Source organism: Pectobacterium polaris (genome assembly GCF_002307355.1).
In the GTDB taxonomy this organism is placed as follows: Bacteria; Pseudomonadota; Gammaproteobacteria; order Enterobacterales; family Enterobacteriaceae; genus Pectobacterium; species Pectobacterium polare.
Window position 1 is genome coordinate 4,282,445 of sequence record NZ_CP017481.1, and the last position, 24,581, is coordinate 4,307,025.

Sequence of the window (24,581 nt, forward strand, 5' to 3'; positions counted from 1 at the left end):
CGCCGTGGCGCTCAACCTGCTTTTTTCAATTCATTGACCGTTATCGGCACATGCTGGCTCAATAACGCTTTCAGTTCGGGGATACAGGAACCGCAGTTGGTGCCACATTTCAGCGTGCCGCCTAAGGCTGCCACACTGTGGCAGCCTTTACGAATCGCACCCACAATGATCGCTTCGCCAACGCTATAGCAACTGCAAATCGTTGCCCCTTGCGTCACTTGCCCCTGTGGGGCCTGACCCGCCAGCAGCGCGTGGCGTTCGTGCGGGAGCTGCGGTGGAGTGATAAACGCCTGACGCACCGCATCGCTGTCAATACGCAGCGCCTGTGCACTGACATAGCAGGCCAGCGCCACGCGGCCATCACGCCAGCCAATCAGGTGAAATACGCCACTGCCCTGCGCAACCTGACACTGCATGTTTTCCAACCCATAATGCTCGGTCAGCCATGCCTGCCAGTCGTCTACCGGCACGCGGTCAGCAAACAGATACTGCGTCACGCCCTCATGAGGCACTTTGCTCCAGTAGGTGGCGGGCGGCGGCAGAACGTCATGCTCTGCGGGTAACGTTAATGGTGCAGTCGGCGGTTCGTCAGCAAAAAACAGCGTGGCCTGCCAGGCGGTATGCCAAGGTTGGATACGTACCCGGCTGTGCTTGCTTTCCGGCTGGCCGGAATACGGATCGGTAATCGGCGCAACTAAACTGTCAGCCCGCGCCTGAGCGCTGAACTGCTGATTCCAGTGCATCGGTACAAATACGCTGCCGCGTGCCTGTCCGGCGTCGAGTCGCGCCCGCGCCAGCATCCAGCCGTGTACCGACGACAAGCGCACCAAGTCGCCCGCCTGAATATCATGCGTCTGCGCATCCTGTGGATGCAGCTCGCAGTAGGGTTCGCTGATATGACGCATCAGCCGAGCCGCTTTGCCAGTCCGCGTCATGGTGTGCCACTGATCGCGAATACGCCCAGTATTCAGCACCAACGGATACGCCGCACTCCACGGGCTTTGCGGCAGCGACGGCGTTACCGACACCAGCCGCGCTTTGCCATCGGCATGCCAGAATCGACCATCGTCACCCAGTCGAGCGCGCCCGTGTGGGTATGTCGCATTCACCGGCCACTGTATCGGTTCCAACTGCTGCCACTGCTGATTGCTGAGCGTCGCCAGCCCGCTGATATCAAACGCGCGACTACCGTTATTCTCAAATCCGGACAGCGCCGCATGTTCACGAAAAATTTCCGCCGGATGCTGATAAGCAAAGGCTTCAGCAAATCCCATACGCTGCGCCACCTGACTCAGCATCCACCAGTTAGCTTTGGCTTCCCCCGGCGCGGGCAGAAAGGCTCGCTGACGAGACACCCGGCGTTCGGAATTGGTTACCGTGCCGTCTTTTTCTCCCCAACCCAGCGCAGGCAGTAAGATATCAGCGGTTTCTGCGGTATCGGTATGTCGCATCACCTCGGAGACGATCACCAGCGGGCAGCGTTCCAGCGCCTGTTTCACTCGGTCGGCATCTGGCATCGACACCACCGGATTAGTGCCCATAATCCACACCGCTTTAATATCGCCGCGTTCAACCGCGCGAAACAGGTCCACCGCATTTAGACCGGGCTGCGTCGCGACATTATCGCTCTGCCAGAAGCGCCCTACGCGGTCGATGTCCTGCGGCGTAAAACCCATATGGCTGGCAAGCTGATTGGCCAGCCCGCCGACTTCCCGTCCGCCCATCGCATTTGGCTGTCCGGTTATCGAAAAGGGGCCGGAACCCGACACGCCGATTTTGCTGCTCAGCAGATGCGCATTAATGATAGCGTTGCATTTATCACTGCCCGAGGACGATTGATTTACGCCCTGCGAATAGAGCGTGACCACTTTATCGCTGGTGCTGAACAGGTGATAGAAGCACTCGATATCGGCTTCATCTAACCGACAGAACTCTGCGACCTGCGCCACCGACCACGCCTGCGCTGACTCTAATGCCTCTTCCACGCCGGAAAAACGCTCGGCCAATTCGGCGCGATCGATGCGTGGATCTTGTGCAATCCAATGCAGCAGACCGTTGAACAGCCCGGCATCGCTGCCGGGTTGCAGCGGTAAATGCAGATCGGCAATATCGCAGGTTGCGGTACGTCGAGGGTCAATCACCACCACCTGCATCTGTGGCCGCTGCTGTTTCGCTTGCACCAGCCGCTGATAGACCACCGGATGCGCCCAGGCAGTATTAGAACCGACCAGCACCACCACATCCGCCAGCTCGATATCTTCATAATTACAGGGAACGGCATCCGCCCCAGCCCGCGCTTGTAGCCGATCACCGCAGACGCCATGCACAGCCGAGAGTTGGTATCCATATTGGCGACGCCAATGAAGCCTTTCATCAGCTTGTTGGCGACGTAGTAATCTTCCGTCAACAGCTGGCCTGAACCATAAAACGCGACCGACTGCGGGCCGTGTTGCTGCATGGTCGCCAGCAGCCGTTCAGCTACCGTATCGAGCGCCTGCTCCCAGCTAACGCGACGTCCTTCCACCAGCGGCCACAAGAGCCGACCTTTCAAATCCAGCGTATCTCCCAGAGCGGAGCCTTTGACGCACAGGCGACCCAAATTTGCCGGGTGCGCCGGATCGCCACTGATCTTTACCCCACCTTGTCCATCGTGTTCTGCCAGCACGCCACAGCCGACGCCACAATAGGGGCAGGTTGTCCGACAGATGCGCGCGTTCATGATGCTTTTGCCATGGCAGTGTCTGCCAAAACGACGCCTTCAGGCACGGCCAGCGGTTGCCGGCATACCCAAATCTCGTCGTCTTCCACGCGTACTGGCCAGGCACGCACGTACAGCGCGCTGTCATCCGGGCTCACACCATCCCGCAGCTTGAAGCGTTTTTTGTACAGCGGTGAAATCACCACTGGTTCACCGGCGACATCACCCAGTAGCCCACGCGACAGCACATTTGCCCCGCTGCCCGGTTCGTGGTTTTCCAACGCGTACACCTGTTGCTCGCTCCCCGGCAGGTGGAACAGCGCGATCTGCTGCTGTCCGAGGCGCGCCGCCATACCAGCATGACGCGGAATATCGCCCAGCGTCGCCACCTGTACCCACTCCGCCTCATGCGCGGCGGGTTTCAGAGCAACGGGTTCTGGCGAGACCGCTTTCTCATGATCCTGCGCCGGACGAATCTGTCCACGCTCCGGCACCATCACCACCGCTTCATCCGGGCTATCGCTGTTCAGGAAGCCACGGAATAGCGCCAGACGCTCCGGGCTTTCCAGCGTGGTTTGCCATTCGCACTGGTAGGCATCTACCACGCGCTGCATCTCTTTATCTAATTCTTCACCGATATTCAGGCTATCTTCCAGAATCACCTGACGCAGATAGTCGATACCGCCTTCCAGATTATCCATCCAGGTGCTGGTGCGTTGGAGACGATCGCCAGTGCGGATATAGAACATCAAGACCCGGTCGATGGTGCGCAACAGGGTTTCCGTATCCAGATCGCTGGCGAAGAGATCCGCATGGCGCGGCTTCATACCACCATTGCCGCACACGTACAGATTCCAGCCTTTATCCGTGGCAATCACGCCGATATCTTTGCTTTGCGCCTCAGCACATTCTCGGGTACAGCCGGAAACCGCCATTTTGACTTTATGCGGTGAGCGCAGCCCCTTGTAACGGTGCTCTAGTTGGATCGCCAACCCGGTGGAATCCTGCACGCCGTAGCGGCACCAGGTCGATCCCACGCAGGATTTCACGGTACGCAGCGATTTACCGTAGGCATGACCGGTTTCAAATCCGGCATCGATCAGCTCGCGCCAGATTGCGGGAAGCTGCTCTAAGCGCGCACCGAATAAATCCACCCGCTGACCGCCGGTGATCTTGGTGTACAGGTTATAGCGCTGCGCCACCTGACCGATCGCGATCAGTCCTTCCGGTGTGATCTCCCCCGCCGGAACGCGCGGCACGACGGAATACGTGCCATCTTTTTGGATGTTGGCAAAGAAACGATCGTTGGTATCCTGCAACGGCAGGTGCTGTGGCTGCAGCAGATAGTCATTCCAGCAGGAGGCCAGCATAGAGCCCACCAGCGGCTTACAGACTTCGCAGCCCAAGCCGTGACCGTAACGCTCAAGGAGGCTATCGAACGAGCGGATCTCATGCACACGAATCAGGTGGTACAGCTCCTGACGCGAATAGGCGAAGTGCTCACAAATGTCCTTCTTCACTTCAACGCCCAGTTGCGTCAGTTCGTACTCCATCACCTGTTTCAGCAGCGGCACACAGCCACCACAGCCCGTACCGGCTTTGGTACAGGTTTTCAGCGCGCCCAGTTCGCCGCAGCCGCCTGCCACCGCCGCCGAGATATCGCTTTTGCTGACGTTATGGCAGGAGCAAATCTGTGCGCTAGCCGGTAATGCCGCCACGCCCAATCCTTTCGGCGCATCGCCAGAACGTGCGGGCAAAATCAGCCCTTCCGGCTGTGTAGGCAACGGCATATCGTTGAGCATCATTTGCAGCAGCGTGCTGTAATCGCTGCTGTCGCCAATCAGTACCGCCCCCAGTAAACGCTTACCGTCGGCAGACACGATGATTTTCTTGTAAACCTCGTTCGGGCCGTCCGTCCATTGGTAGCTTTGGCTTCCCGCCGTGCGCCCATGCGCATCGCCAATCGAGGCGACGTCAACACCCAGCAGCTTCAGTTTGGTACTCATGTCCGCGCCGGTAAATGGCGTATCGCGCTGCGCCAGCGTATCCGCCACACTGCGTGCCATCTGGTAGCCCGGTGCCACCAACCCGAAAATCTGCCCTTTCCACAACGCACACTCGCCGATAGCGAAAATCGCGTCATCGGAGGTCTGGCAGCGGTCATCAATCACGATGCCACCGCGCGGCCCTTTCTCTAAATCGCAGCTGTCTGCCAGCTTGTCGCGCGGGCGAATCCCAGCGGAAAACAGCACCAAATCGGTTTCCAATACGCTGCCGTCGGCAAAGCAGAGACGGTGCAACGCCTGCTCGCCGTCGGTGATCTCGCGCGTTTCTTTGCTGAGATGAATCTGTACGCCCAGTGCCTCAATCTTGCGCCGCAGCATGGTGGCACCGCCGTCATCCAACTGCACTGCCATCAGGCGCGGCGCAAATTCCACCACATGGGTGTCTAGCCCCAACTGACGCAGGGCGTTTGCCGCTTCCAGCCCCAGCAGGCCGCCGCCAATCACCACGCCAGACTTGCCCTTTTTCGCCTGTGCTGCAATCGCGTCCAGATCGTCCAGCGTGCGATAAACCAGACAGCCGGGGCGCGTATTGCCGGGAATCGGCGGAACAAACGCATAAGAGCCGGTCGCCAGCACCAGTTTGTCGTAGGCGGTTTCTCGGCCCTGCGCATCACACACGCATTGACGTTCACGGTCGATAGCCACGATCTCACTGGCACTGCGCAGCTCAATGCCGCTCTCGGCAAAAAAGCCGTCTTTTACCAGTGACAGAGAGGCGGCGCTGCGGCCAGAAAAATACTCGGAGAGGTGAACGCGGTCATAGGCTTCATGGCGTTCTTCGCCGAATACAACTATGTGGTAATGCTGATGCAGGTCACGTTCAACCAGCTGTTCAAGAAAATAGTGGCCGACCATACCGTGGCCGACAACCACCAAAATAGGTTTGCTCATGACAGGAATCCTTACAGCTTCAGGCTGTGGGTCAGAATCAGGGGAAGAAAGGCCGAAAAGCAGCGAGGCAGGCGGAATCATCTCGCCTTCGGTGGTGCTCTCCATCGCGGCCAGCAGGCGCTGGCTGTCGTCGGTGTCGCCATACAGCAGGACACCGCTAAGCCGCCCGTCGCGCAGTAGCAGACGACGGTAGTGCTGCGTCTGCGGATCAAAAAGGGTGTACACCTCATCATCCGGTGCCACGTTAATATCGCCGCCGCTGACCACGCCAATTCCTGTGACTTTCAGCCGCGTTGCCGCCTGTTCACGCTGATAGTCTTTCGGTGTGTGTCCGGCAAGGCGCTGTGCCACCAGCGTGGCATGGGCGAAGCACGGGGCAACCAGCCCGAAGATTTCGCCATTGAGTTCACAGCATTCGCCGATTGCGCTGATATGCGGGTCAGCAGTTTGCAGCTGTCCGTCCACCAGCACGCCGCGGTTACAGGGTAAGCCGCAGTCGCGCGCCAGCTGGCTAGCAGGAATCACACCCGCAGTCACCACCACCAGCCCGGCCGGAATCGTACGGCCATCGGCCAATTCAACAGCCGTTACGCCTTTGTCATCGCCATGCAGCGCGACTACCTGCACATCCGTCTCACAGGCAATACCGCGAGCACGCAGGCTGTCGCACAGCAGGTCGCTCGCCGTGGCATCCAATTGACGTTCCATCAGAACCGGAACGCGATGCAGCAACGTGACGTCAGCACCGCGCAGTTGCAGCGCCGCGGCGGCTTCAATGCCGAGCAAACCGCCGCCAATCACCACCGCAGGAACGGACTGGCCAATCGTCGCCAACATCAGTTCGACATCATCCAGCGTGCGGAAACCGCACACGCCCGCCAGATCGATGCCCGGCATCGGTGGCATAAACGGCGTGGAACCGGTTGCCAACACCAAATGATCGTAATGCAGCTGCCGTTGCGTCGTTGTCACCTCACGCTGCTGGCGATCGATATGCGTGACCCGCTCACCCAGCAAATAATTCACCGTCAGCGCCGCATCGTCGTCGAGAGTCGCAGGCGTCAGCAGCGTATCCGTAAACGCTTTCTCGCCGCTTAATACTGGCGACAGCAGGATACGGTTATAGCTGGCGCGCGGTTCATCACCAATCACGGTAATGCGGTAACGCGTTGCGTCCAGTTGGCGCAGCACCTCGACGAATCGCGCACTCGCCATCCCGTTACCAATCACAATCAGATGCGGTTTCATCATCGTTCCGGCCTCGCTGTCAGGCTGCTTTAGGCTGTTTTTCATATAAGAAATGCAGCACCTGCTGACGGTAGTGGTGGTAGCGCGGATCGTCGGCCAGCACGACGCGTGAGCGCGGACGTTCCAGATCGACTTTCATGATTTCACCGACCGTCGCCGCCGGGCCGTTGGTCATCATCAACACGCGATCCGACAACAACACCGCTTCGTCAACATCGTGAGTAATCAACACAATCGTGGTTTGCAAGCGCTGCTGAATCTCCATCACCGCATCCTGAAGATGTGCACGGGTCAGCGCATCCAGCGCGCCGAATGGTTCATCCATCAGCAGTACTTTCGGCTTCATGGCCAGCGCACGAGCAATCCCCACACGCTGTTTCATCCCACCAGAGATCTCATTCGGCCGCTTGTTCAGCGCATGCTCCATATGCACCAGTTCGAGATTGTGGGTAATCCATTCGTGCATTTCGCGTTTGTTCATCTGGCCGCGAAATACCTGGCGTACCGCCAGTGCAACGTTTTCATAGGTGGTCAGCCACGGCAGCAGCGAGTGGTTCTGAAAAACCACGCCACGCTCCGGCCCCGGGCCGTCGATTTCACGGTTGTCACACAGCAGGCCGCCGCTACTCGGCAGCGTCAGGCCGGCAATCAGGTTCAGTAACGTAGATTTGCCGCAGCCGGAATGGCCGATCAGGCTGATCGTCTCACCGGTGTGAATATCAAAACTCACCTGATCTAGCGCCAGAAACTCACCGCTGGCGGTATTGAAACGCTGGCTCACCTGCTGCACTTGAATAATCGGTGTTGTACGCATCGTCGGCTCCTTAGCGGTTGTCATAGCTGAAACGGTTAGCAATCCACACCAGTCCCTGCTCAAGCAGCAGACCGATAACGCCAATCACCACGATGGCGATGATGATGTTTTCCACATTCAGGTTGTTCCACTCATTCCAAATCCAGAAGCCGATACCGACGCCGCCGGTCAGCATCTCCGCCGCAACAATCACCAGCCAGGCGACACCAATCGACAGGCGCACGCCGGTCAACACGTTAGGCAGCACCGCAGGCAGCAAAATCTTGCGCATGATGGTGAATTCGGAGAGCTTCAGGACTCGCGCCACGTTTAGGTAATCCTGCGGGATGCGGCGCACGCCTTCGGCGGTATTGAGGATCATCGGCCAGATGGAGCAGATAAAAATGGTCCAACTGGATGCAGGTTCGGCACGCTGGAACAACAGCAGGCCGATAGGCAGCCAGGCCAGCGGGCTGACTGGGCGCAGCAGCGAAATGATCGGATTAAGCATGTTAGCCAGAAACGTAAAACGACCAATCAGGAAGCCAGCGGGAATGCCGACCAGTGCCGCCAGCCCGAAGCCAATGCCAACACGTTGCAGCGAAGCCAATACGTTCCAGCCGATGCCCTGATCGTTCGGCCCTGCGACGTAAAACGGATCGGCAAAGAGACTGAGCGCGGCAAGCCAGGTCGTCCACGGCGTCGGGAAGTTTTCGCTGTTAAGCGCGGCAATTTGCCAGACCGCAACCAGCAGCCCCAGTCCGAGAACCGCAGGGAAAAGTTGCTGAAACAGCTTACGCAGCAGCAAACGGTAGGCGAAAGTGGGAGCCACGGGTGCTTTTGCGGGCGTGACGGGTTTAGTTGGCAGCGGCGTAATGTCAGCGCTGCGCACGGTTTCCGGGGCGTTATCCGCGGTAATTGGAATGACCTGGGCCTGGTTTTTCATCATCAACCTCACTTATTTCTTCACGCTAAAACTGTTGGCATAACCCGCTGGATCGCTACCATCCCAGCGACGGCCATCGATGAGCACGCTGCTGCGCATGTCGCTACCGGGCAATGGCACATTCCCCACGGCATCGGCCGCCTGCTTGTAGATATCAATACGGTTAACCTGCTTCGCGACAGCCAGATAATCCGGCTCTTCGGTGAGCAAGCCCCAGCGTTTGTGCTGAGTGAGGAACCACATGCCGTCGGACAGATACGGATAGTTCACGGAACCATCGTGGTAGAAACGCATCGCGTGTTCGTCTTTCCAGCTTTTCCCCAGCCCGTTCTCGTACTGGCCCAGCATGCGTCCGACGATGGTTTCTTCTTTGGCATTGATGTACGCGCGTCCGGCAACGACGCCTGCCGTTTCGCGGCGGTTGTCGTCCGAGGCATCAATCCAGCGCGACGCATCAAGAATCGCGGCGGTCAGCGCACGGGCGCTATTCGGGTTGGCGTTCACCCAGTCAGCGCGGGTACCCAGCACTTTTTCCGGGTGATCCGGCCAAATGTCTTGTGAAGTGGCAGCGGTAAAACCGATGTTTTCGCTGATGGCACGCTGGTTCCACGGCTCACCAACGCAATAGCCGACCATGTTGCCAATTTTCATGTTCATCACCATCTGCGGCGGCGGCACTACCACGGTGCGCACGTCGTTCAGCGGATGAATGCCGGCGGAGGCCAGCCAGTAATAGAGCCACATGGCATGCGTACCCGTTGGGAAGGTTTGCGCGAAGGTGTAGGTGCCCGCCGGGCTAGCGGCAACATATTTTTGCAGCGCAGCGAGATCCGTGACGTTGGCTGCACGCAACTGGTTCGCCAGCGTGATCCCTTGTCCGTTCTGGTTGAGCGTCATCAGTGCCGCCATGTTGCTCTGCGATCCAGACAGCCCCATTTGCAGGCCGTACAGCTGGCCGTACAGAATGTGGGCGGCATCCAATTCGCCCGACACCAGCTTGTCGCGTACAGCAGCCCAACTGGCTTCTTTGCTAGGAACGATTGTGATGCCGTATTTCTTATCGAAGCCTTTCACTGCGGCCATCACGACCGAGGCGCAGTCCGTCAACGGAATAAACCCAACCCGAATTTCCTTTTTCTCCGGTGCGTCGGAACCCGCGGCCCAGGCGCTATTCATCAACCCTGGCAGCATCAGGCTGCCGCCCAGTGCAGCACTCCCCAACAGAAACTGGCGGCGAGAGACGGTCATGCTTTTGGTTTTGGAATCACTCATCAACGACACCCTTGCGCAAAACACCTTTTCAGGTGGTAAAAACAAAAACGGCGTCCACAAGCCCATGCAGAATCTGCACGCTTATGGACGCCGTTGTCCGATTAACACCTTCCGTACCGCCGTTGGCCCGAAACGCATTATGAATGTTTGGTTGTTGCTAATGAGTTAAAGCAAGGTTTGTGCCAGATGTCACAGTTTTACATATTGCCGAGGGGAGTGGTTTAATCGTGAGGTGAACTAAAATTTAGGTAACAATATGTAATTTAAGGTTATTGTTTCGTGCGCCAGAATATTGCCATTTCTCTGCTACGTCGTAGCACGCGCCCGACACGGGGCGCTCAGTCGCCGCCGCCCCGTGACCCGTGGCTTTTTCGCGAGAAATAACGTCGCTACGCGATACCTTCAGAAAAAACAGTCTCTTAACGGACCGCCGTTGACGCGTTCCCGACGCGGCAACGACTTTCGCGGCTTCCCTGCCGCTCATCCTAAGCCTGTTTTTTCTTCAGCGTTATTTACGCTCATCACAGCACAACAACAGTGGGAGCCAGCCAATATTTTTACGCACGAAACCACTTAACACTGTCAGTTGCTCTGCTATTTTCCCTCTAACAAGACGGAGTCTTGCACCGCGAGCAAGCAGAACACGCACAGTTCATGTGCATATACCTCTTAAGGGTTATCTCCGAATACATCGGCCACCGCGAGCATCGCCGTCGCGATGTCAATCAGCTTTTTATTCTGACTCATCGCCATGCGGCGCAGGGTTTTGTAGGCCTCTTCTTCGCTTAATCCACGGTGCTGTATCAGTAAACCCTTCGCACGATCGATCTGCTTTCTTTCATTCAACGTGGCTCGCAGCGCAGCCAGTTCATGATCCTGCACCTGTAAGCGCCTCGACTGTTGCTGCACCAGCGACAACAGAGATCGCCCCAGCTGTGGACTGACGCCATCGCTATTCAGCCAGCCGGGCGGCGCACTTTGCCCTTCCAGATCATGACCGGCGATAAATATCGAATAGCCCGGATCGTCATGCTCCTGCTGCACCATCAGCGCGTCGAGATCCGCGCGCTGATCGCTGCATGCCTTCTCCGCTGCCGCAATACGGGTACGGCAGCGCTGCATCAGTGTCTGCTCCAACTCATCTTCCATCTGCTTCATTTCATCGATGCGCTTAGTGGCAATCGAAAACCAGTGCAGGCTATCCGCTTCAGATAGCTTTTCTATCGGGCTGCGGGTGCACACAATGCGGCGCAGGCGCTCAAACTCGCTGTCTACCGCGATAGCACGCCAGCGCTGCTGATTTTCTTCATCGCTAAAATTCAGAAAGGTATCGAAACAGCGATCCTGCCGCTCGATCAAGTCCAGCAGCTTTTGCCGGGTTTCCTCATCGACGCTGCCCGCCGCATAGGCCGCCGCACCGATAGCCCGCTCCTGCCCCGCCAACTCTTTCCCCTGCATAAAGCTGAACATGGCAATCAGCGCGCGGGAAATTCCCGGATCGGCCGCCGTGTCCGAGACCTCAAAAACCAGCGCCAGTAGGTTGCGGACAATGTCGTTGAAAAACGTCATCGCCTGCGGCTGAGGCAACAAGCGCTGGCGAATCTGCTGACGCAGCGCGGGCAGCAGACTTAGCGCATAAACCACGCTGGCAACGCGGCTGAATAAACGGCTCGCCTGCGGCAATTCCGCCGTCATTTTTTCCAACCCTGCCAGATGCGTCATCAAATGCGTCTGCGCCGCCTGCACGTCTTTCTCACGTAGCGCCAACTCGTCGGCAAACAAGCGGCCGTCGGAGCAAAGAAACAGGTTGGCCGTTCCCCGTTCACGCTGCAATAGATGGACAAGCTGGCTAATTTTTCCCACCAGCTCACCGCTTTGCAGCAGGTAACGCAAGCTGTTCAGCTCACACTGGCGCGAGGCAAGTAAAAATCGAATTGTCGTTGAAGGCTCCGCCACCATTGCTCTCTCTCCTGAAAAAACCACAATCAGGAATATGCAATTAGCGCGCCATTTGCATCAGCTCACAGTTATCAGGAAGCAAGGACATAGCATCCGCACGGTTACTGCCGCTCTGCACACGTTTCACCTCAATTTTTAAACTGCGTTACTAAACCAGCCCCATCGCAAAAGGTACTCTCTTCATCGTTACTAAAACTGTTTTATAGCCATCGGCATGATGCTGGCATCGGCATGGAAACAGAAAGGATCGCTGTAAAAGCCGCATCGTAGCGACGTCACAACCATAGGAACGCATGAGCATGGCGAATTTATCTGAACAAGAAAGTTGGATTGATGGAATTTATCAACTTGAGACATCGGATCCCGTTGTCGCAGGCCCTGGAGGTATCTCCAACCGTCAGGCAGAGCAGTTAGCCAGCCGCACGGCTTACCTGAAAAAAATGCAGGAAACTACTGGCGATAGTGTGCAAAAGCATCTCGCCGCCAGCGATCCGCATGCACAATATGCCCCCAAAAATAGTCCGGCGCTGACAGGAACGCCCACCGCGCCAACGACCGCGCAAACGGCAAACAACACGCAAATTGCCACCACAGCATTTGTGAAAGCTGCCGTGGCAGCATTGGTTAATGGTTCTCCGGCAGCACTGGATACACTGCAAGAGTTGGCGAATGCGTTAGGTAATGACCCTAACTTCAGCACAACCGTATTGAAGGCGATTGCTGATGTGAAATCTGACGTAGCCAATAAGCTGAATGCCCATGCTTCCATCCTCGATGCGCACCCTCAATATGCCCCAAAAGCGAGTCCGGCATTCACGGGCACGCCAACAGCACCGACTGCTGCATCCGGTGCTAATGACACACAATTGGCGACAACGGCCTTTGTGAAAGCCGCCATAGCAGCATTGGTTAATGGTTCTCCTGCGGCGCTCGATACACTGCAAGAGCTGGCTAAAGCGCTGGGTAATGACCCGAACTTCAGCACAACGGTGCTGAATGCACTGGCGGGGAAACTGGCAAAAGATCAGAACGGCGCGGATATTTCAGATAAGGCGAAATTCCGTGAAAACGTGGGGCTGGTGACGCAATCATCTGACACGGATGGTACTGCGGGTAGAGTGCTGAAATTTCAGAACACAGGAGGGGGGCCGTTTGGGCTGGGTAGTGCAGGAGTTATGTTAGAGAATAGCGATATTGTTGTTCAACTTCGCTCAGCTAGAAATGGTTTTTATCGCTGCCCTGCAAATACCATGCGTGCCCCATCGCCTGTTGCGTGGAATTTTTTAGTACAGCATTGGGATGCGAATACAATCAACGTCATCGCATTTAGCACAACAATGGGCGTGGGGATGCAATTTATTACTATCCGCCCAGATACTGACTCTGGCTGGTATTCGCTGTGGGGACAAAACAATTTGCCTCACCCGATGAACACCGATACAGCGCAGACAATTACAGGCGTAAAAACGTTTACGCAGTATCCGCGAGCGCCGGGCTACCACATCAGGACAAACGAAGCCGAGCCGAGGGACGTTTCATATTGGCGTGGTTTGCCAGCTGACCAGTCTAAAACTGAGCTATTTGCTAACATAAGCTCATTGTTTTTACGCTCGCCTACTGACGCATACATTACCGTTAACTGCGGTTACACTGGTACCAATTGGTACAAGTCAAACGCAGCAAACGCTTCACATATTCTGTCTATAACATCAAATGGTATTACAGTTTCTTCGTCACCTGCGGGTAACCCTAACGCAGTAGTGACGACTAATCCCATCCTCATCCGTAATGTCAACGCAGTAACAGATGCAAATGGGTATTATAAGACGCCGGGGAGCGCTGAAATCACACCTGTTTCAGCTAGTGATATCGCAGGCATCCCTCTCCCATTCCCCGGCGCTGTTGCCCCTGCTGGCTGGCTGAAATGCAACGGCCAACAGTTCGACAAAGCGCGATACCCTATTCTGACCTCTCGCTATCCCAGCGGTTTCCTACCCGATTTACGCGGCGAATTCGTGCGCGGCTGGGATGATGCGCGTGGGGTTGATGCGGGGCGTGCGTTGATGTCAGCACAGGGTGATGCGATCAGAAACATAACTGGGTACCTCAACCCCGGAGGAAACGGTGCCTACGGGGATGGAGCATTGTTCAAGTACGACGTAGGCCGACAGAGTTCATCTGGTGGTGCTAATTCTGATTCAGCACGCTTTACATTTGATGCGTCAAGAGTTGTACCCACAGCAGAAGAAAACCGCCCCCGCAATATCGCATTTAACTACATCGTGAGAGCAGCATAATGAGCAACTATTCAACACAAATTAAAAACGCAGAACTGAACGAACGCGGATTAGCCATCAACACAGGATGGATTACCGTTTATCACGTGAATCCGGCTACGCGGGAATATCAGAGCGCCAGCTATGAATATGTGATGCAAGGTGTTGGTCTGCCCGCCGACAGCTACGCAGACGAACCGGAATTACCGCCTGTCGGCCAAGCCTTGCGCCGTAGTGCAGATGGTAAGGCATGGGAACAGGTGCCAGACTATCGCGGTCGGACCGTTTACAGTACGGAAACACGACAGGCGCAGTCGGTGATGCAGTTCGGCGAACTGCCGGAAAATATGACATTTCAGGCTCCAACAACCGAGTTTGATCAGTGGAATGGAGCGAACTGGGTGACAAACCCGGAAGCGCAACAGCTTGCCGCAACCCAAAACCTACAGCAGGAACTGGCGGCACGGCGCTCGACGGCAAATACCCAAATTGCCGAACTGAGCTACGCAGTGGACTTAGCGATTGCCACGGATGAAGAGCGAGAACGGCTAACCCAATGGAAAATTTATCTGGTTACGTTGAACCGCATTGACCTCACCGCTGCATCTATCGTGTGGCCAGTTGCGCCCTCCGCGTAATCGCCGGTACCAGTACTTCATTATATAAGGTGTGCCGTATTTTAGCGTACGGCACACACGCCTCATATCCCTCTCTTTAGGCAAGAGAGCCTGATAATTCCCAATTATTTTTCATCGCCAAATGTAAAATTAAATAAAAAATGAAACTGTTATATTTATACATCTCAGATCTGTACTATTTTAATTAAATTCAATTTCCAACACAGATAGAAATACAGAATAAAAAACCAATAATTAAATTTAAATAAAATTAACAACCAGAAAACAAAGTTAAATTGAAATATAAAAACAAAATAATGACATTAGAGATAAAAAAACCAAACCAACAAACTGTACTATTTATCCTTCCATTTTTGCACGCTATAATCCCCGCACGTTTTATTCACTATTCATTCTTATCTCACCTCAATCAGTGAAATTAATTTCTGACGGATGCAAATACCGTCGATAGTAATTTATTTTCGCTTTATTCGTCACGATTTATTCCGGCAAGCATCGGAATAACAATATGGCGTGCATTTTCCTGCCTGAAGCTAGGAGCCTAACATGTTTGATGTCGTTGAGCTGTCGCGGCTGCAATTTGCCCTGACCGCCATGTATCACTTTCTTTTCGTCCCGCTGACGCTGGGGTTGTCTTTCCTGCTCGCCATTATGAACACCACCTATGTGTTAACCGGCAAGCAAATCTATAAGGACATGACCAAATTCTGGGGCAAGCTGTTCGCCATCAACTTTGCGCTGGGCGTGGCGACCGGACTAACGCTAGAGTTCCAGTTCGGCACCAACTGGTCTTACTATTCTCACTACGTGGGCGATATTTTTGGTGCACCGCTGGCGATGGAAGGACTCATGGCGTTCTTCCTCGAATCCACGCTAATTGGCCTGTTCTTTTTCGGCTGGGATCGCCTGACCAAAGTCCAGCATATGCTGGTGACCTGGTTTGTCGCGCTGGGCTCCAACTTTTCCGCACTGTGGATCCTGGTCGCCAACGGCTGGATGCAGAACCCGATTGCCGCTGAGTTCAATTACGAAACCATGCGCATGGAAATGCTGAGCTTCGCCGAATTGGTGCTGAACCCAGTCGCACAGGTGAAGTTCGTCCACACCGTGGCAGCAGGCTACACCGCTGGCGCGATGTTCGTCCTCGGGATCAGCTCTTACTATCTGTTGAGAGGCCGTGATATTGCCTTTGCCAAGCGCTCGTTCGCGATTGCCGCCAGTTTCGGTCTGGCCTCGGTGCTGTCCGTCATCGTACTGGGCGATGAATCCGGCTATGTGATGGGCGATGTGCAAAAAACCAAGCTGGCAGCGATCGAAGCCGAATGGGAAACGCAGCCCGCCCCCGCTTCTTTCACGCTGTTCGCCATCCCCAATCAGGAAACGATGCAGAACGATTATGCGATCCACGTTCCCTATCTTCTGGGGCTCATCGCCACGCGTTCGCTCGACAAACCTGTCGTCGGCATCAAAGACCTGATGGCGCAACATGAGATACGTATTCGTAACGGCATGACGGCCTATGGTCTGCTGGAGGAACTGCGATCAGGTAACACCGACCCCGCCGTTCGCGCGCAATTTGAGGCTGCCAAGCGCGATCTTGGCTACGGCCTTCTGCTTAAGCGCTATACCGATGACGTCGCCAACGCCAGCGAAAACCAGATCCAGCAGGCAACCAAAGACTCCATCCCTCGCGTCGCGCCGCTGTATATCGCTTTTCGTCTGATGGTGGGCTGCGGCGTGCTGATGTTCGGCATTTTTGTTCTGTCGTTCTGGAGCGTCATACGCGGCCGCATGGGGCAGCGTAAATGGCTGCATCGCGTGGCGCTCTACGGCATTCCCCTGCCCTGGATCGCGATTGAATCTGGCTGGTTCGTCGCCGAGTACGGTCGCCAGCCATGGGCAGTCGGTGAGGTTCTGCCTACCGCCATCGCCAATTCGTCTCTGGAAGCACACGACATCCTGCTGTCGATGGGGCTGATTTGCGGACTGTATACGCTATTTCTGGTCGCGGAAATGTATCTGATGTTCAAGTTTGCCCGACTGGGGCCAAGCAGCCTGAAAACCGGCCGCTACCACTTTGAACAACCAACAACACAACCATTAGCGACACCTGCAAAACCGTAACGGGAGCCATAATAATGCTGGATTATGAAACATTACGCCTGATTTGGTGGGGATTGATTGGCCTGTTGTTTATCGGGTTCGCCATCACCGACGGCTTTGACATGGGTGTGGGCATTCTGCTGCGTCTACTGGGCAAGAATGATACTGAACGGCGGGTGATGATTAACGTGATCGCCCCGCACTGGGACGGCAATCAGGTCTGGCTGATCACCGCAGCGGGCGCACTGTTCGCCGCCTGGCCGATGGTGTATGCCGCCGCTTTTTCCGGTTTCTACTTCGCCATGATTCTGGTGCTGGCCGCTCTGTTTTTCCGCCCGGTTGGCTTTGATTATCGTTCCAAGCTGGAAAACCAGCGCTGGCGCAATATGTGGGACTGGGGCATCTTCATCGGCAGCTTCGTCCCCACGCTGGTGTTCGGCATCGCATTAGGCAACCTGTTGCAGGGCGTGCCGCTGAGCGTCGATATGTATTTGCGCCTCACCTACCACGGCGGATTCTTTGGCCTGCTGAACCCGTTTGGGCTGCTGGCAGGCGTTGTGAGTGTCGCCATGATCGTCGCACACGGTGCAATTTACCTGCAAATGCGTACCACAGAGGCGCTTCAGCGTCGCGCGCAAAAAACCGTCCTGATCGCCAGCGCGATGATGAGCATCACCTTCTTACTGGCTGGCCTCTGGGTGCTAACCGGAATCGACGGCTACCTGATTACCTCCACGCTGGATAAAGCAGCCCCGTCTAACCCGCTGAATAAAGAAGTGGTCCAGCAGGCCGGGGCGTGGTTGACCAACTTTACAGCTCACCCTGCTCTGTGGGCGATTCCTGCACTGGGTGTGGTTCTGCCGTGGTTCACCTGTCTCTTCTCTCGCGTAGACCGCTGCGGCTGGGGTTTCCTGACCTCATCACTGACGATTGTCTGCGTGATTCTGACGGCAGGCATTACGCTGTTCCCGTTCGTGATGCCTTCCAGCTTCGATCCCAACGTCAGCCTGACCATCTGGGATGCCACATCCAGCCAACTTACGCTTCAGGTGATGACCATTCTGGCCTGTATTTTTGTCCCCACCATCCTGCTTTATACCAGTTGGTGTTATTACAAAATGTTTGGCCGGATCGATGCACGCTACATCGAAGCCAATAAGCATTCCGTTTACTAACGACTTGAGGAGAAAGAGCATGTGGTATTTCGCCTGGATACTTGGCACGCTGCTGGCTTGCTCGTTCGCGCTGGTTACCGCGCTGGCAGTAGAGAACCATGAAGCGGGAAAAGACGCTTCCTGAGAAAACGAAGCGCCTCACCGGGCGCTTCATCATTCTTTGCTGAGACAGCATCACTAAAACAATTGTCGCTGATACCGCCATCAGGGCAGACGAAACCCGCCAAGGGCGCTAGAATGCAGACGCTGCGCCCAATCGGATGCCCCCTTTAACCTGAAATCAGACGACGACATGACAACACCCAGACAGGACAAAACGCCGTGGTGGAGTCAGGGGAAAACCCCGGACTACCGTTTTTCATTAGCGAATGAGCGCACCTTTCTGGCGTGGATTCGCACCGCGCTGGCATTTCTCGCGGGTGCGGTGGGTATCGATCAATTCACCGTTCATATCGATCCGCTGGTGCGTCAGGGGCTGGCTCTACTGCTGGTCGTCTGTGCGGCATTGCTCGGCGGTCTGGCCTATCGTCGCTGGGTCAGCAATGAGAAAGCGATGCGTCAGGAAAGCGATATGCCGTATACGCCAATGCTGCTGATCGTGACGCTGTTTATCACCCTCATTGCCATCGCACTTGCCGCGATGATTCTGTTCGGGTAGCGCATGGACACGACACGCGATCCGGGATTACAGCCACAGCGAACCGGCATGGCCTGGTCACGTACGCTGTTTGTGATGCTAATCAACAGCCTGCTGTGTTTTCGTCTGAGTATGGTGGACGGCAGCCGAGTGGTGTTTGCCTGCGCTATTCTGCTCTTGTGTGTTTCTGCCCTGATGTCGATACTGGCGATTCTGCGCTACCGCTTTAATGCTCGTTGTCAACCGGTGCTATCACGCGCCAGCCACGGGCTGATCGTGCTCACATCATCATCGATTGTCATCACCGCGCTGGTCTTGCTGCTGCATTTCAGCGGCGTGTGGTAAGCCCCGATTTTCTGTACTCTTTTATGAAAAGAACGGTTTTCTGAAAGAAAGTTTTTTTGAAAGAAAGGCGGTGAAGCCCAAACGCGCTTCACCGATTAGGCGGGTTATTCGATCGAACTTTCCGGGAACAAGAAGGGGTTGATGCTACTGCGAGAAAAGCCTTCTTCCTCCATTTTCACATCCAGCACCAGCGAAGCCAGATCGTCGGCGACGGCTTCTACACGGTGATCTTTTTCCTGATATAGCAGCTTCAGATACGTGCCGCAGTGGCCACAGCTTTCCGCTTTGATAGCGGAATTTTCGCTATCCAGCGACCAGTAATTCAGCTCACTCGACTCTTCACAGTTGCTGCATTTCACGCGCACCATGTGCCATTCGCTCTCGCACAGATTACAGTGAAGATAACGCAGCCCACTGGACGTACCTAACTGCACCACGCCTGATACCGGAATGCTGCCGCACACGGGGCAGAACTGGCGATGTTCGCCGGGTACGGCACGCGCTTTACCGGGCAGTTGGCTTGCCATCTGCGCCCAGAACAGCGATAGCGCCGCCCAGATGAACGGGGCTTTATCATTGCTCTCGGCACGAAATTCATGTTGCAGCAGTGCAGTTGCCTGTTCTTCCAGCTCCTGCTCCGAGGCTTTTTCCAGATTCTCCAGCGTGGATAACACCTGCCCGCTGGCATCCGGTTTTAATTCTTCGATCAGCGCACGCAGCAGCGTGTGCCAGTGCGCATCACGCGGGAACACCGCGATATCGAGCGGCGGACGTTCGCCGGACTGTTTCAGCACATCACTCAGGTCAAGCTTCAACGGATGATCGTGCAATACCTTCTGCTGGGCTTCCACCACGCCTGCGGCGAAGGTGAGATAATCCCCTAGCGGGTGCTCTTCAGCTAACTGGCGCAGACGCTCCGCGCGACTGCTGTACAAGCTTTTCAGATTAGCAAAAAGCAGCGGAGGGATGTTCCCTTCCGGCATCGATTTTTCGTTCTGTTCTAACTGTTCCTGAGGAACAATGCGAATACTCATCAGGGTGGTTTTTCCTGTTGTTTACGTTGTCTATCCGATAGATTTCGGGGTGCAGGAAGGCCGCCAGCGCGGTCCGAAAGATAGCGGGTATAGCTCACCTTTAGCCGGGGATTATACGCATCGTGCCTATCGACTTCCTGATTTCCGGCAAGGTTATGGCTGTTTTTCGCCATCGATGCCGTCACCTTCCGCCATGACGGGAACAGTAGCAGAAAAACAGCAAACATCTCCACACCTCTAAAGAGGTGATCGGGTCAAACGCTCGCCTATCTGCGCCCGAATCAGCGATGCCAATACGATCACACTTTGTTCGCAGCGCTCGTCCCATTCATAGGATGCGTTGAAGCGGAAGTAGCGATCGTATTTGTCGCCAGTAGTGAACATTTTCCCCGGCGCAATGCTGACGCCTCGCTCCAGCGCGCGGCGATATAGCTCCGTGCTGCTGACACCTTCAGGCAATTCCAGCCAGAGGAAATAACCACCTTGAGAATGATTAATGCGGACGTCGCCCGGAAAGTGCTGGCGTAGCGACTGTAATGCCGCGTGTTTACGCTGTTCCAGCGCCCGGCGCAGGCGGCGCAGGTGGCTGTCATAGCTGCTGGTCGCCAGATAATCTGCAATCGCCAGCTGCATCGGTGCGCTAGTTGATAATGTACTCATCAGCTGTAAACGCTGAATGCTGCCCGCATAGCTCCCTGCCGCCACCCAGCCGATGCGGAACCCCGCCACCAGATTTTTAGAAAACGAGGAACAGTGCAGAATCCTCCCTTTTTTATCCAACGCCTTCGCGGGTAACGGACGTTGCAGGCCGGTATAAAGCTCACTGTAGACGTCATCTTCAACCAGCCCGACGCCGTGTTTTTCCAGCATCGCCACCAGCCGCTGTTTCTTCTCCCAGGACAGCGTACAGCCGAGCGGGTTATGAAAATTGGTCATCAGCCAGCAGGCTTTGATTGGGTAGTCGTTCAGCGCCTGCTGCAACGCGTCAAGATCGATGCCCTGCTGCGGATCGGTTGCAATCGCAATCGCTTTGAGTTTAAGGCGTTCAATCGCCTGTAGCGCACCGTAAAAAGCGGGAGATTCGATCACCACGTAATCGCCCGGTTCCGTTAGCGCCTGAAGGCTGAGATTAAGGGATTCCATCGCGCCCGCCGTAATCACAATCTCATCGGGCGAGACGGCAATCCCCTGCAATGCATAGCGCTGGGCGATGTTCTTCCTCAGGCTCTCATTACCCGGCGGTAAATTATCCAGCGCGCTATGTGGCTGCATATGACGTGCCACCGAGGCCAGTGAGCGCGTCAACTGACGCTGTGGAAAGAGCTGTGGATCGGGAAATGCCGATCCGAACGGCATGACCGCCGGATCTTTGCTGGCCTGAAGCACATCAAAAATGAACGCGTTGACGTCCACGTCTTCGGTCAGTTGAACGCGCTCCTGTCCCACGGGCGAATGCAGGCTGTCTGCTGGTAGCGCGGACAGCTGTGGTGCCGCGTAATAACCCGACTGTGGACGCGACACAATCAGCCCCTGACTTTCCAGCAGCTGATAGGCGTGCAGCACGGTCATCAGGCTCATGCCCGAATGCAGTGATTTTTCCCGCAGCGAGGGCAGTTTGTCGCCCGGCTGCCAGATCCCTTCCTGAAGCTGCTCACGGATCTGGTGAGCGAGCTGTTCAAACTTTGCCATAGCGCTACGGTTTCGGTAGGTGAGTCTGTCATGATTTTAGCTCGACCATCACCGACAGGTCGTGATCGAGAAGGATGTTTTATCGAGAACAACACGTTGATCGAGGGCTATTTCGCCGCGTAGCGTTGCACAAAATCCAGCAGAATCTTGCGCGCCCAGATAGGTTCCTGCGGGATATCCATCATCCGATCGACATCCCAGCCGCCCTGTCGTAGTGCTGCTTCATTATGACGCAGGCACGTCAGCATGATGTCCGCGCTGAATTCCGGGTGGAATTGCACGGTCAGGACTTTATCGCTATAGCGGATAATCTGGCAGCCATCCATCTCGGAACTTGCCAGCACCTGCGCGCCTTCAGGTGGTTCCAGCACGGATTGCTGATGGGTCAGATAAGCACCAAACTGCTGCGGATAATCACGCAGTAAGGTGTCTTGCGCCGCGGCTTCATGGGTTGTTACAACCTGAACGCCCACTTCCTTGCCGTTCGAGTTATCCCCTACTTTGCCGCCCAGCGCATCGGCGAGCAGTTGGTGCCCATAGCACACGCCTAGCAGCGGGACACCGGCGTAATATGCTTCACGCAGCCAGCCCGCGGTGTACTCGCTCCACTCCAGTCGATCGGTGACCATCGACCAGGAACCGGAGATCACCACCGCCGCTAGCGTATCAAACGACGGCAGCGGCTCCCCAAGATCGGGACGGACCACCTGCACCGGCAGCGTGTTACCCTGAACCGCATCGGTAAACCACTTCCCCTGTTGCCCAACCTGAGACGCAATGCCTTCCGGCGGTTGGCCCAACTGAATTACCAGCAATACCTTTTCGCTCATCGTCCTGTTCTGCCCGTATTTGAAAAACCATCAACCTGAAAATCATCAGTCTGAAAAACCACAAGAATGCGGCACTCGCTGCTGCTAACGAACGTAGCACTATGCTTTCATGAAAACCAGCCACCATGAAAATCTGCGCATGGGAAAAGCCATGCGCATTATTTTATCATCGCGAAATGAGACGGTTTGAGGACAGGAAGAGTCTGCTAACGGGAAGGCTGTTGGTGGTAGGCCAGCGAGAAGACATCGTAGAAATCAACGTCACCTTTCGTGCGTCGAATTTGCTCTATCCCTGCTTTCACGGCTGACGGCACCTGCTCGCTGCACAACAGCTTATCCTGCGTGTCCTGCGATACGTGGCGGACAGTAAACCACTCGCCGTTATAGCAAACGCGGAGATCCAAGGTATCAATGTCTTCAAAGCGATAGGTCGGGTTGATATCTACCGAGAGCGCCAGCGTCATCACCAGCAGGAAAACAGTGAAGCCAATCAGGTAGGGCAAACCGAAATAAGGGGCATAAAAGAGGATGATCGCAACTGGCACGTAGCTCACCAGCATCGCGGCAAACAGATAGGGGTGTGACTGCATGAATTTGCGGCTAAAACGTATTTTATTGTCGCGTTTTTCTTCCCGATTAATACGTTCGATCTCTTCGGTCAGAAGGCGTTTTACTTCATCCATCGTCATCACCATCATGCTTGAGGAATACAACACTGCTGGCATCGATTAGAACATAGCCCCATGAGAGATAACAGATACAGTTTTCGACAGATTAACTATAACAGTTTGCCGGATGCCGGGATGGATTACCCCGGCAACAGCGGTGACAGAATGGTGAGATTATGGAATGGCGGGCATCGTGAGATCGGGATCGATCAGATTGTAGATGTGATTGCCAAACACGGGTTGCTGCAACAGTTGATCAACCGCCAGCGCGACATCCCAACGTGACACCAATCCCAGCGTAGCAGCACCCTGTGTCAGTTTCGCATTGTGCGTCGCAACCACGTCCAGCAGACCGCCGGGACGAACAATACAGTGATCCAACGTACTGCTTTGCAACCAGCTTTCTGCCAGCGATTTCTCACGTACGGCGAAACCAAACGCGGCTTTAGCGCGTGGCGACAACAACGGCCAGCTATCGCCGCAGCCCAATGACGTCACCAGCAGCATACGCTTAAGGCCTGCCTGCTCGGCGCCATCAATCACCGAGCGGTGGCCCTGATAATTTACCGTGCCGCCGCCCATTGTCGATACCACAATGGCAGAAGGCCCCGCCACACGACAGGCTTCTGCGACCGTTTCTGGGTCGCAGGCATCGCCTTCCACTACCGTCATTCCCTGCTCACGCCAGTGTTTGGCCTGTTCAGGATTACGCAATACGAGTACGACCGCCTGCTCGCACTCAATCGCGCGCTGTAATAAGCAGGCGCCGACCCCATTGCCCGCGCCGAAAAGTAACCACGTCATACCTGCTCCGGTTGTAATTCACTCGCCAGCGCGCGGAACGCCTCAACCTGAGCGCTCAGCAGCTGACGGTGGCTGTCTCGTCCAAGGAAAATTTTAAACATCGCCGCACCACTGGCATTAAAGAACACCACGGACGCCGTGTCCATCCCCATGAACTTACGCTCAATAAACGCAATGTGCTGACAGCTCGTTGCGCGGATATGTCCGCTCAGGCCATTTTTGCCGCGCAGGTTAAAGTAACCGTGGCGGTGCGTACCGGTTGGCAGCTCGCTCTTGAATTCCAAAATCGCGTCCGCCGTGTGGCTGATTAGTGTCACTTCACCCCAGGTCGCAATCGTGTCCCACACCTGATCGAAACGATCGCCCGTTGCCAGCGTACGCTGCCCCGCAGGCAAGGCCTCTACGACAGCAAACAGCGAGGTATTATATTTTCCGGCAATCTCTTCCAGTGTGCCATCAGGGTTGGTTGCCAGTAATTCATTCAGTGTCATAGTCATGGTTGCGTCTCC

18 protein-coding genes and 1 pseudogene are annotated in these 24,581 nt (G+C 55.5%); 7 read left to right on the top strand and 12 right to left on the bottom strand.

Going from position 1 to position 24,581, the window contains the following annotated elements; genetic code table 11:
- Positions 1-11: 11 nt before the first annotated feature.
- From BJJ97_RS19295 to BJJ97_RS19325, 6 genes and pseudogenes are all read right to left on the bottom strand, one after another.
- Positions 12-2,719 (bottom strand): annotated as a pseudogene (locus BJJ97_RS19295) (molybdopterin-dependent oxidoreductase).
- Complete coding sequence (nirB, locus tag BJJ97_RS19300) at positions 2,716-6,903, bottom strand: nitrite reductase large subunit NirB (RefSeq protein ID WP_095995406.1); 4,188 nt, start codon at positions 6,901-6,903, stop codon at positions 2,716-2,718. Before nirB ends, BJJ97_RS19295 begins: the two are co-directional and overlap by 4 nt.
- A 19-nt stretch (positions 6,904-6,922) precedes the next feature.
- Positions 6,923-7,717 (bottom strand): ABC transporter ATP-binding protein, encoded by a 795-nt coding sequence (locus BJJ97_RS19305; RefSeq protein WP_095995007.1) that lies wholly within the window; start codon positions 7,715-7,717, stop codon positions 6,923-6,925.
- Between the two features lie 10 nt (positions 7,718-7,727).
- Entirely contained in the window at positions 7,728-8,642 is a 915-nt protein-coding gene (gene ntrB, locus BJJ97_RS19310) for a nitrate ABC transporter permease (RefSeq protein ID WP_095995407.1), read from the bottom strand.
- 12 nt (positions 8,643-8,654) lie between these two features.
- Positions 8,655-9,914, bottom strand: a complete 1,260-nt coding sequence (locus tag BJJ97_RS19315; RefSeq protein ID WP_095995008.1) for a CmpA/NrtA family ABC transporter substrate-binding protein — start codon at positions 9,912-9,914, stop codon at positions 8,655-8,657.
- A gap of 669 nt (positions 9,915-10,583) precedes the next feature.
- On the bottom strand, positions 10,584-11,873 hold the full coding sequence (locus BJJ97_RS19325) for a nitrate regulatory protein (RefSeq protein WP_095995010.1): 1,290 nt from the start codon (positions 11,871-11,873) through the stop codon (positions 10,584-10,586).
- 299 nt (positions 11,874-12,172) lie between these two features.
- Here BJJ97_RS19325 and BJJ97_RS22340 point away from each other — a divergent pair, with 299 nt between their 5' ends.
- From BJJ97_RS22340 to BJJ97_RS19365, 7 genes are all read left to right on the top strand, one after another.
- Positions 12,173-14,170, top strand: coding sequence for a phage tail protein (locus tag BJJ97_RS22340; RefSeq protein WP_227003543.1), 1,998 nt, complete (start codon positions 12,173-12,175; stop codon positions 14,168-14,170).
- Entirely contained in the window at positions 14,170-14,787 is a 618-nt protein-coding gene (locus BJJ97_RS19340; RefSeq protein WP_095995011.1) for a tail fiber assembly protein, read from the top strand. Before BJJ97_RS22340 ends, BJJ97_RS19340 begins: the two co-directional genes overlap by 1 nt.
- 546 nt (positions 14,788-15,333) lie before the next feature.
- Positions 15,334-16,911 carry a cytochrome ubiquinol oxidase subunit I gene (cydA, locus tag BJJ97_RS19345; protein ID WP_095995012.1) on the top strand — a complete coding sequence of 526 codons (1,578 nt, stop codon included), beginning with the start codon at positions 15,334-15,336 and terminating at the stop codon, positions 16,909-16,911.
- 14 nt (positions 16,912-16,925) lie between these two features.
- Positions 16,926-18,065 carry a cytochrome d ubiquinol oxidase subunit II gene (cydB, locus tag BJJ97_RS19350; RefSeq protein ID WP_095995013.1) on the top strand — a complete coding sequence of 380 codons (1,140 nt, stop codon included), beginning with the start codon at positions 16,926-16,928 and terminating at the stop codon, positions 18,063-18,065.
- A gap of 19 nt (positions 18,066-18,084) precedes the next feature.
- Positions 18,085-18,189 (top strand): cytochrome bd-I oxidase subunit CydX, encoded by a 105-nt coding sequence (gene cydX / locus BJJ97_RS19355; RefSeq protein WP_095995014.1) that lies wholly within the window; start codon positions 18,085-18,087, stop codon positions 18,187-18,189.
- Between the two features lie 168 nt (positions 18,190-18,357).
- Entirely contained in the window at positions 18,358-18,723 is a 366-nt protein-coding gene (locus tag BJJ97_RS19360) for a YidH family protein (RefSeq protein WP_039471932.1), read from the top strand.
- 3 nt (positions 18,724-18,726) lie between these two features.
- Complete coding sequence (locus BJJ97_RS19365; RefSeq protein WP_095995015.1) at positions 18,727-19,047, top strand: DUF202 domain-containing protein; 321 nt, start codon at positions 18,727-18,729, stop codon at positions 19,045-19,047.
- Between the two features lie 104 nt (positions 19,048-19,151).
- Here BJJ97_RS19365 and fdhE read toward each other — a convergent pair whose 3' ends face one another.
- The 6 genes from fdhE to hutX all read right to left on the bottom strand — a co-directional run bounded on the left by fdhE (position 19,152) and on the right by hutX (position 24,569).
- Complete coding sequence (gene fdhE / locus BJJ97_RS19370; protein ID WP_095995016.1) at positions 19,152-20,081, bottom strand: formate dehydrogenase accessory protein FdhE; 930 nt, start codon at positions 20,079-20,081, stop codon at positions 19,152-19,154.
- A gap of 237 nt (positions 20,082-20,318) precedes the next feature.
- A complete protein-coding gene (locus BJJ97_RS19380; protein WP_095995018.1) occupies positions 20,319-21,770 on the bottom strand; it encodes an aminotransferase-like domain-containing protein in 1,452 nt (483 codons plus the stop codon).
- 107 nt (positions 21,771-21,877) lie between these two features.
- Complete coding sequence (locus BJJ97_RS19385) at positions 21,878-22,600, bottom strand: glutamine amidotransferase (protein ID WP_095995019.1); 723 nt, start codon at positions 22,598-22,600, stop codon at positions 21,878-21,880.
- Between the two features lie 206 nt (positions 22,601-22,806).
- The gene (locus BJJ97_RS19390) at positions 22,807-23,283 is read right to left on the bottom strand and encodes a YlaC family protein (RefSeq protein WP_227003544.1); all 477 of its coding nucleotides are present in this window, start codon (positions 23,281-23,283) and stop codon (positions 22,807-22,809) included.
- Between the two features lie 159 nt (positions 23,284-23,442).
- On the bottom strand, positions 23,443-24,072 hold the full coding sequence (locus BJJ97_RS19395; RefSeq protein WP_095995020.1) for an NAD(P)H-binding protein: 630 nt from the start codon (positions 24,070-24,072) through the stop codon (positions 23,443-23,445).
- Positions 24,069-24,569, bottom strand: coding sequence for a heme utilization cystosolic carrier protein HutX (hutX, locus tag BJJ97_RS19400; protein ID WP_095995021.1), 501 nt, complete (start codon positions 24,567-24,569; stop codon positions 24,069-24,071). The genes BJJ97_RS19395 and hutX overlap by 4 nt, the downstream gene beginning before the upstream one ends.
- Between the last annotated feature and the right edge of the window lie 12 nt (positions 24,570-24,581).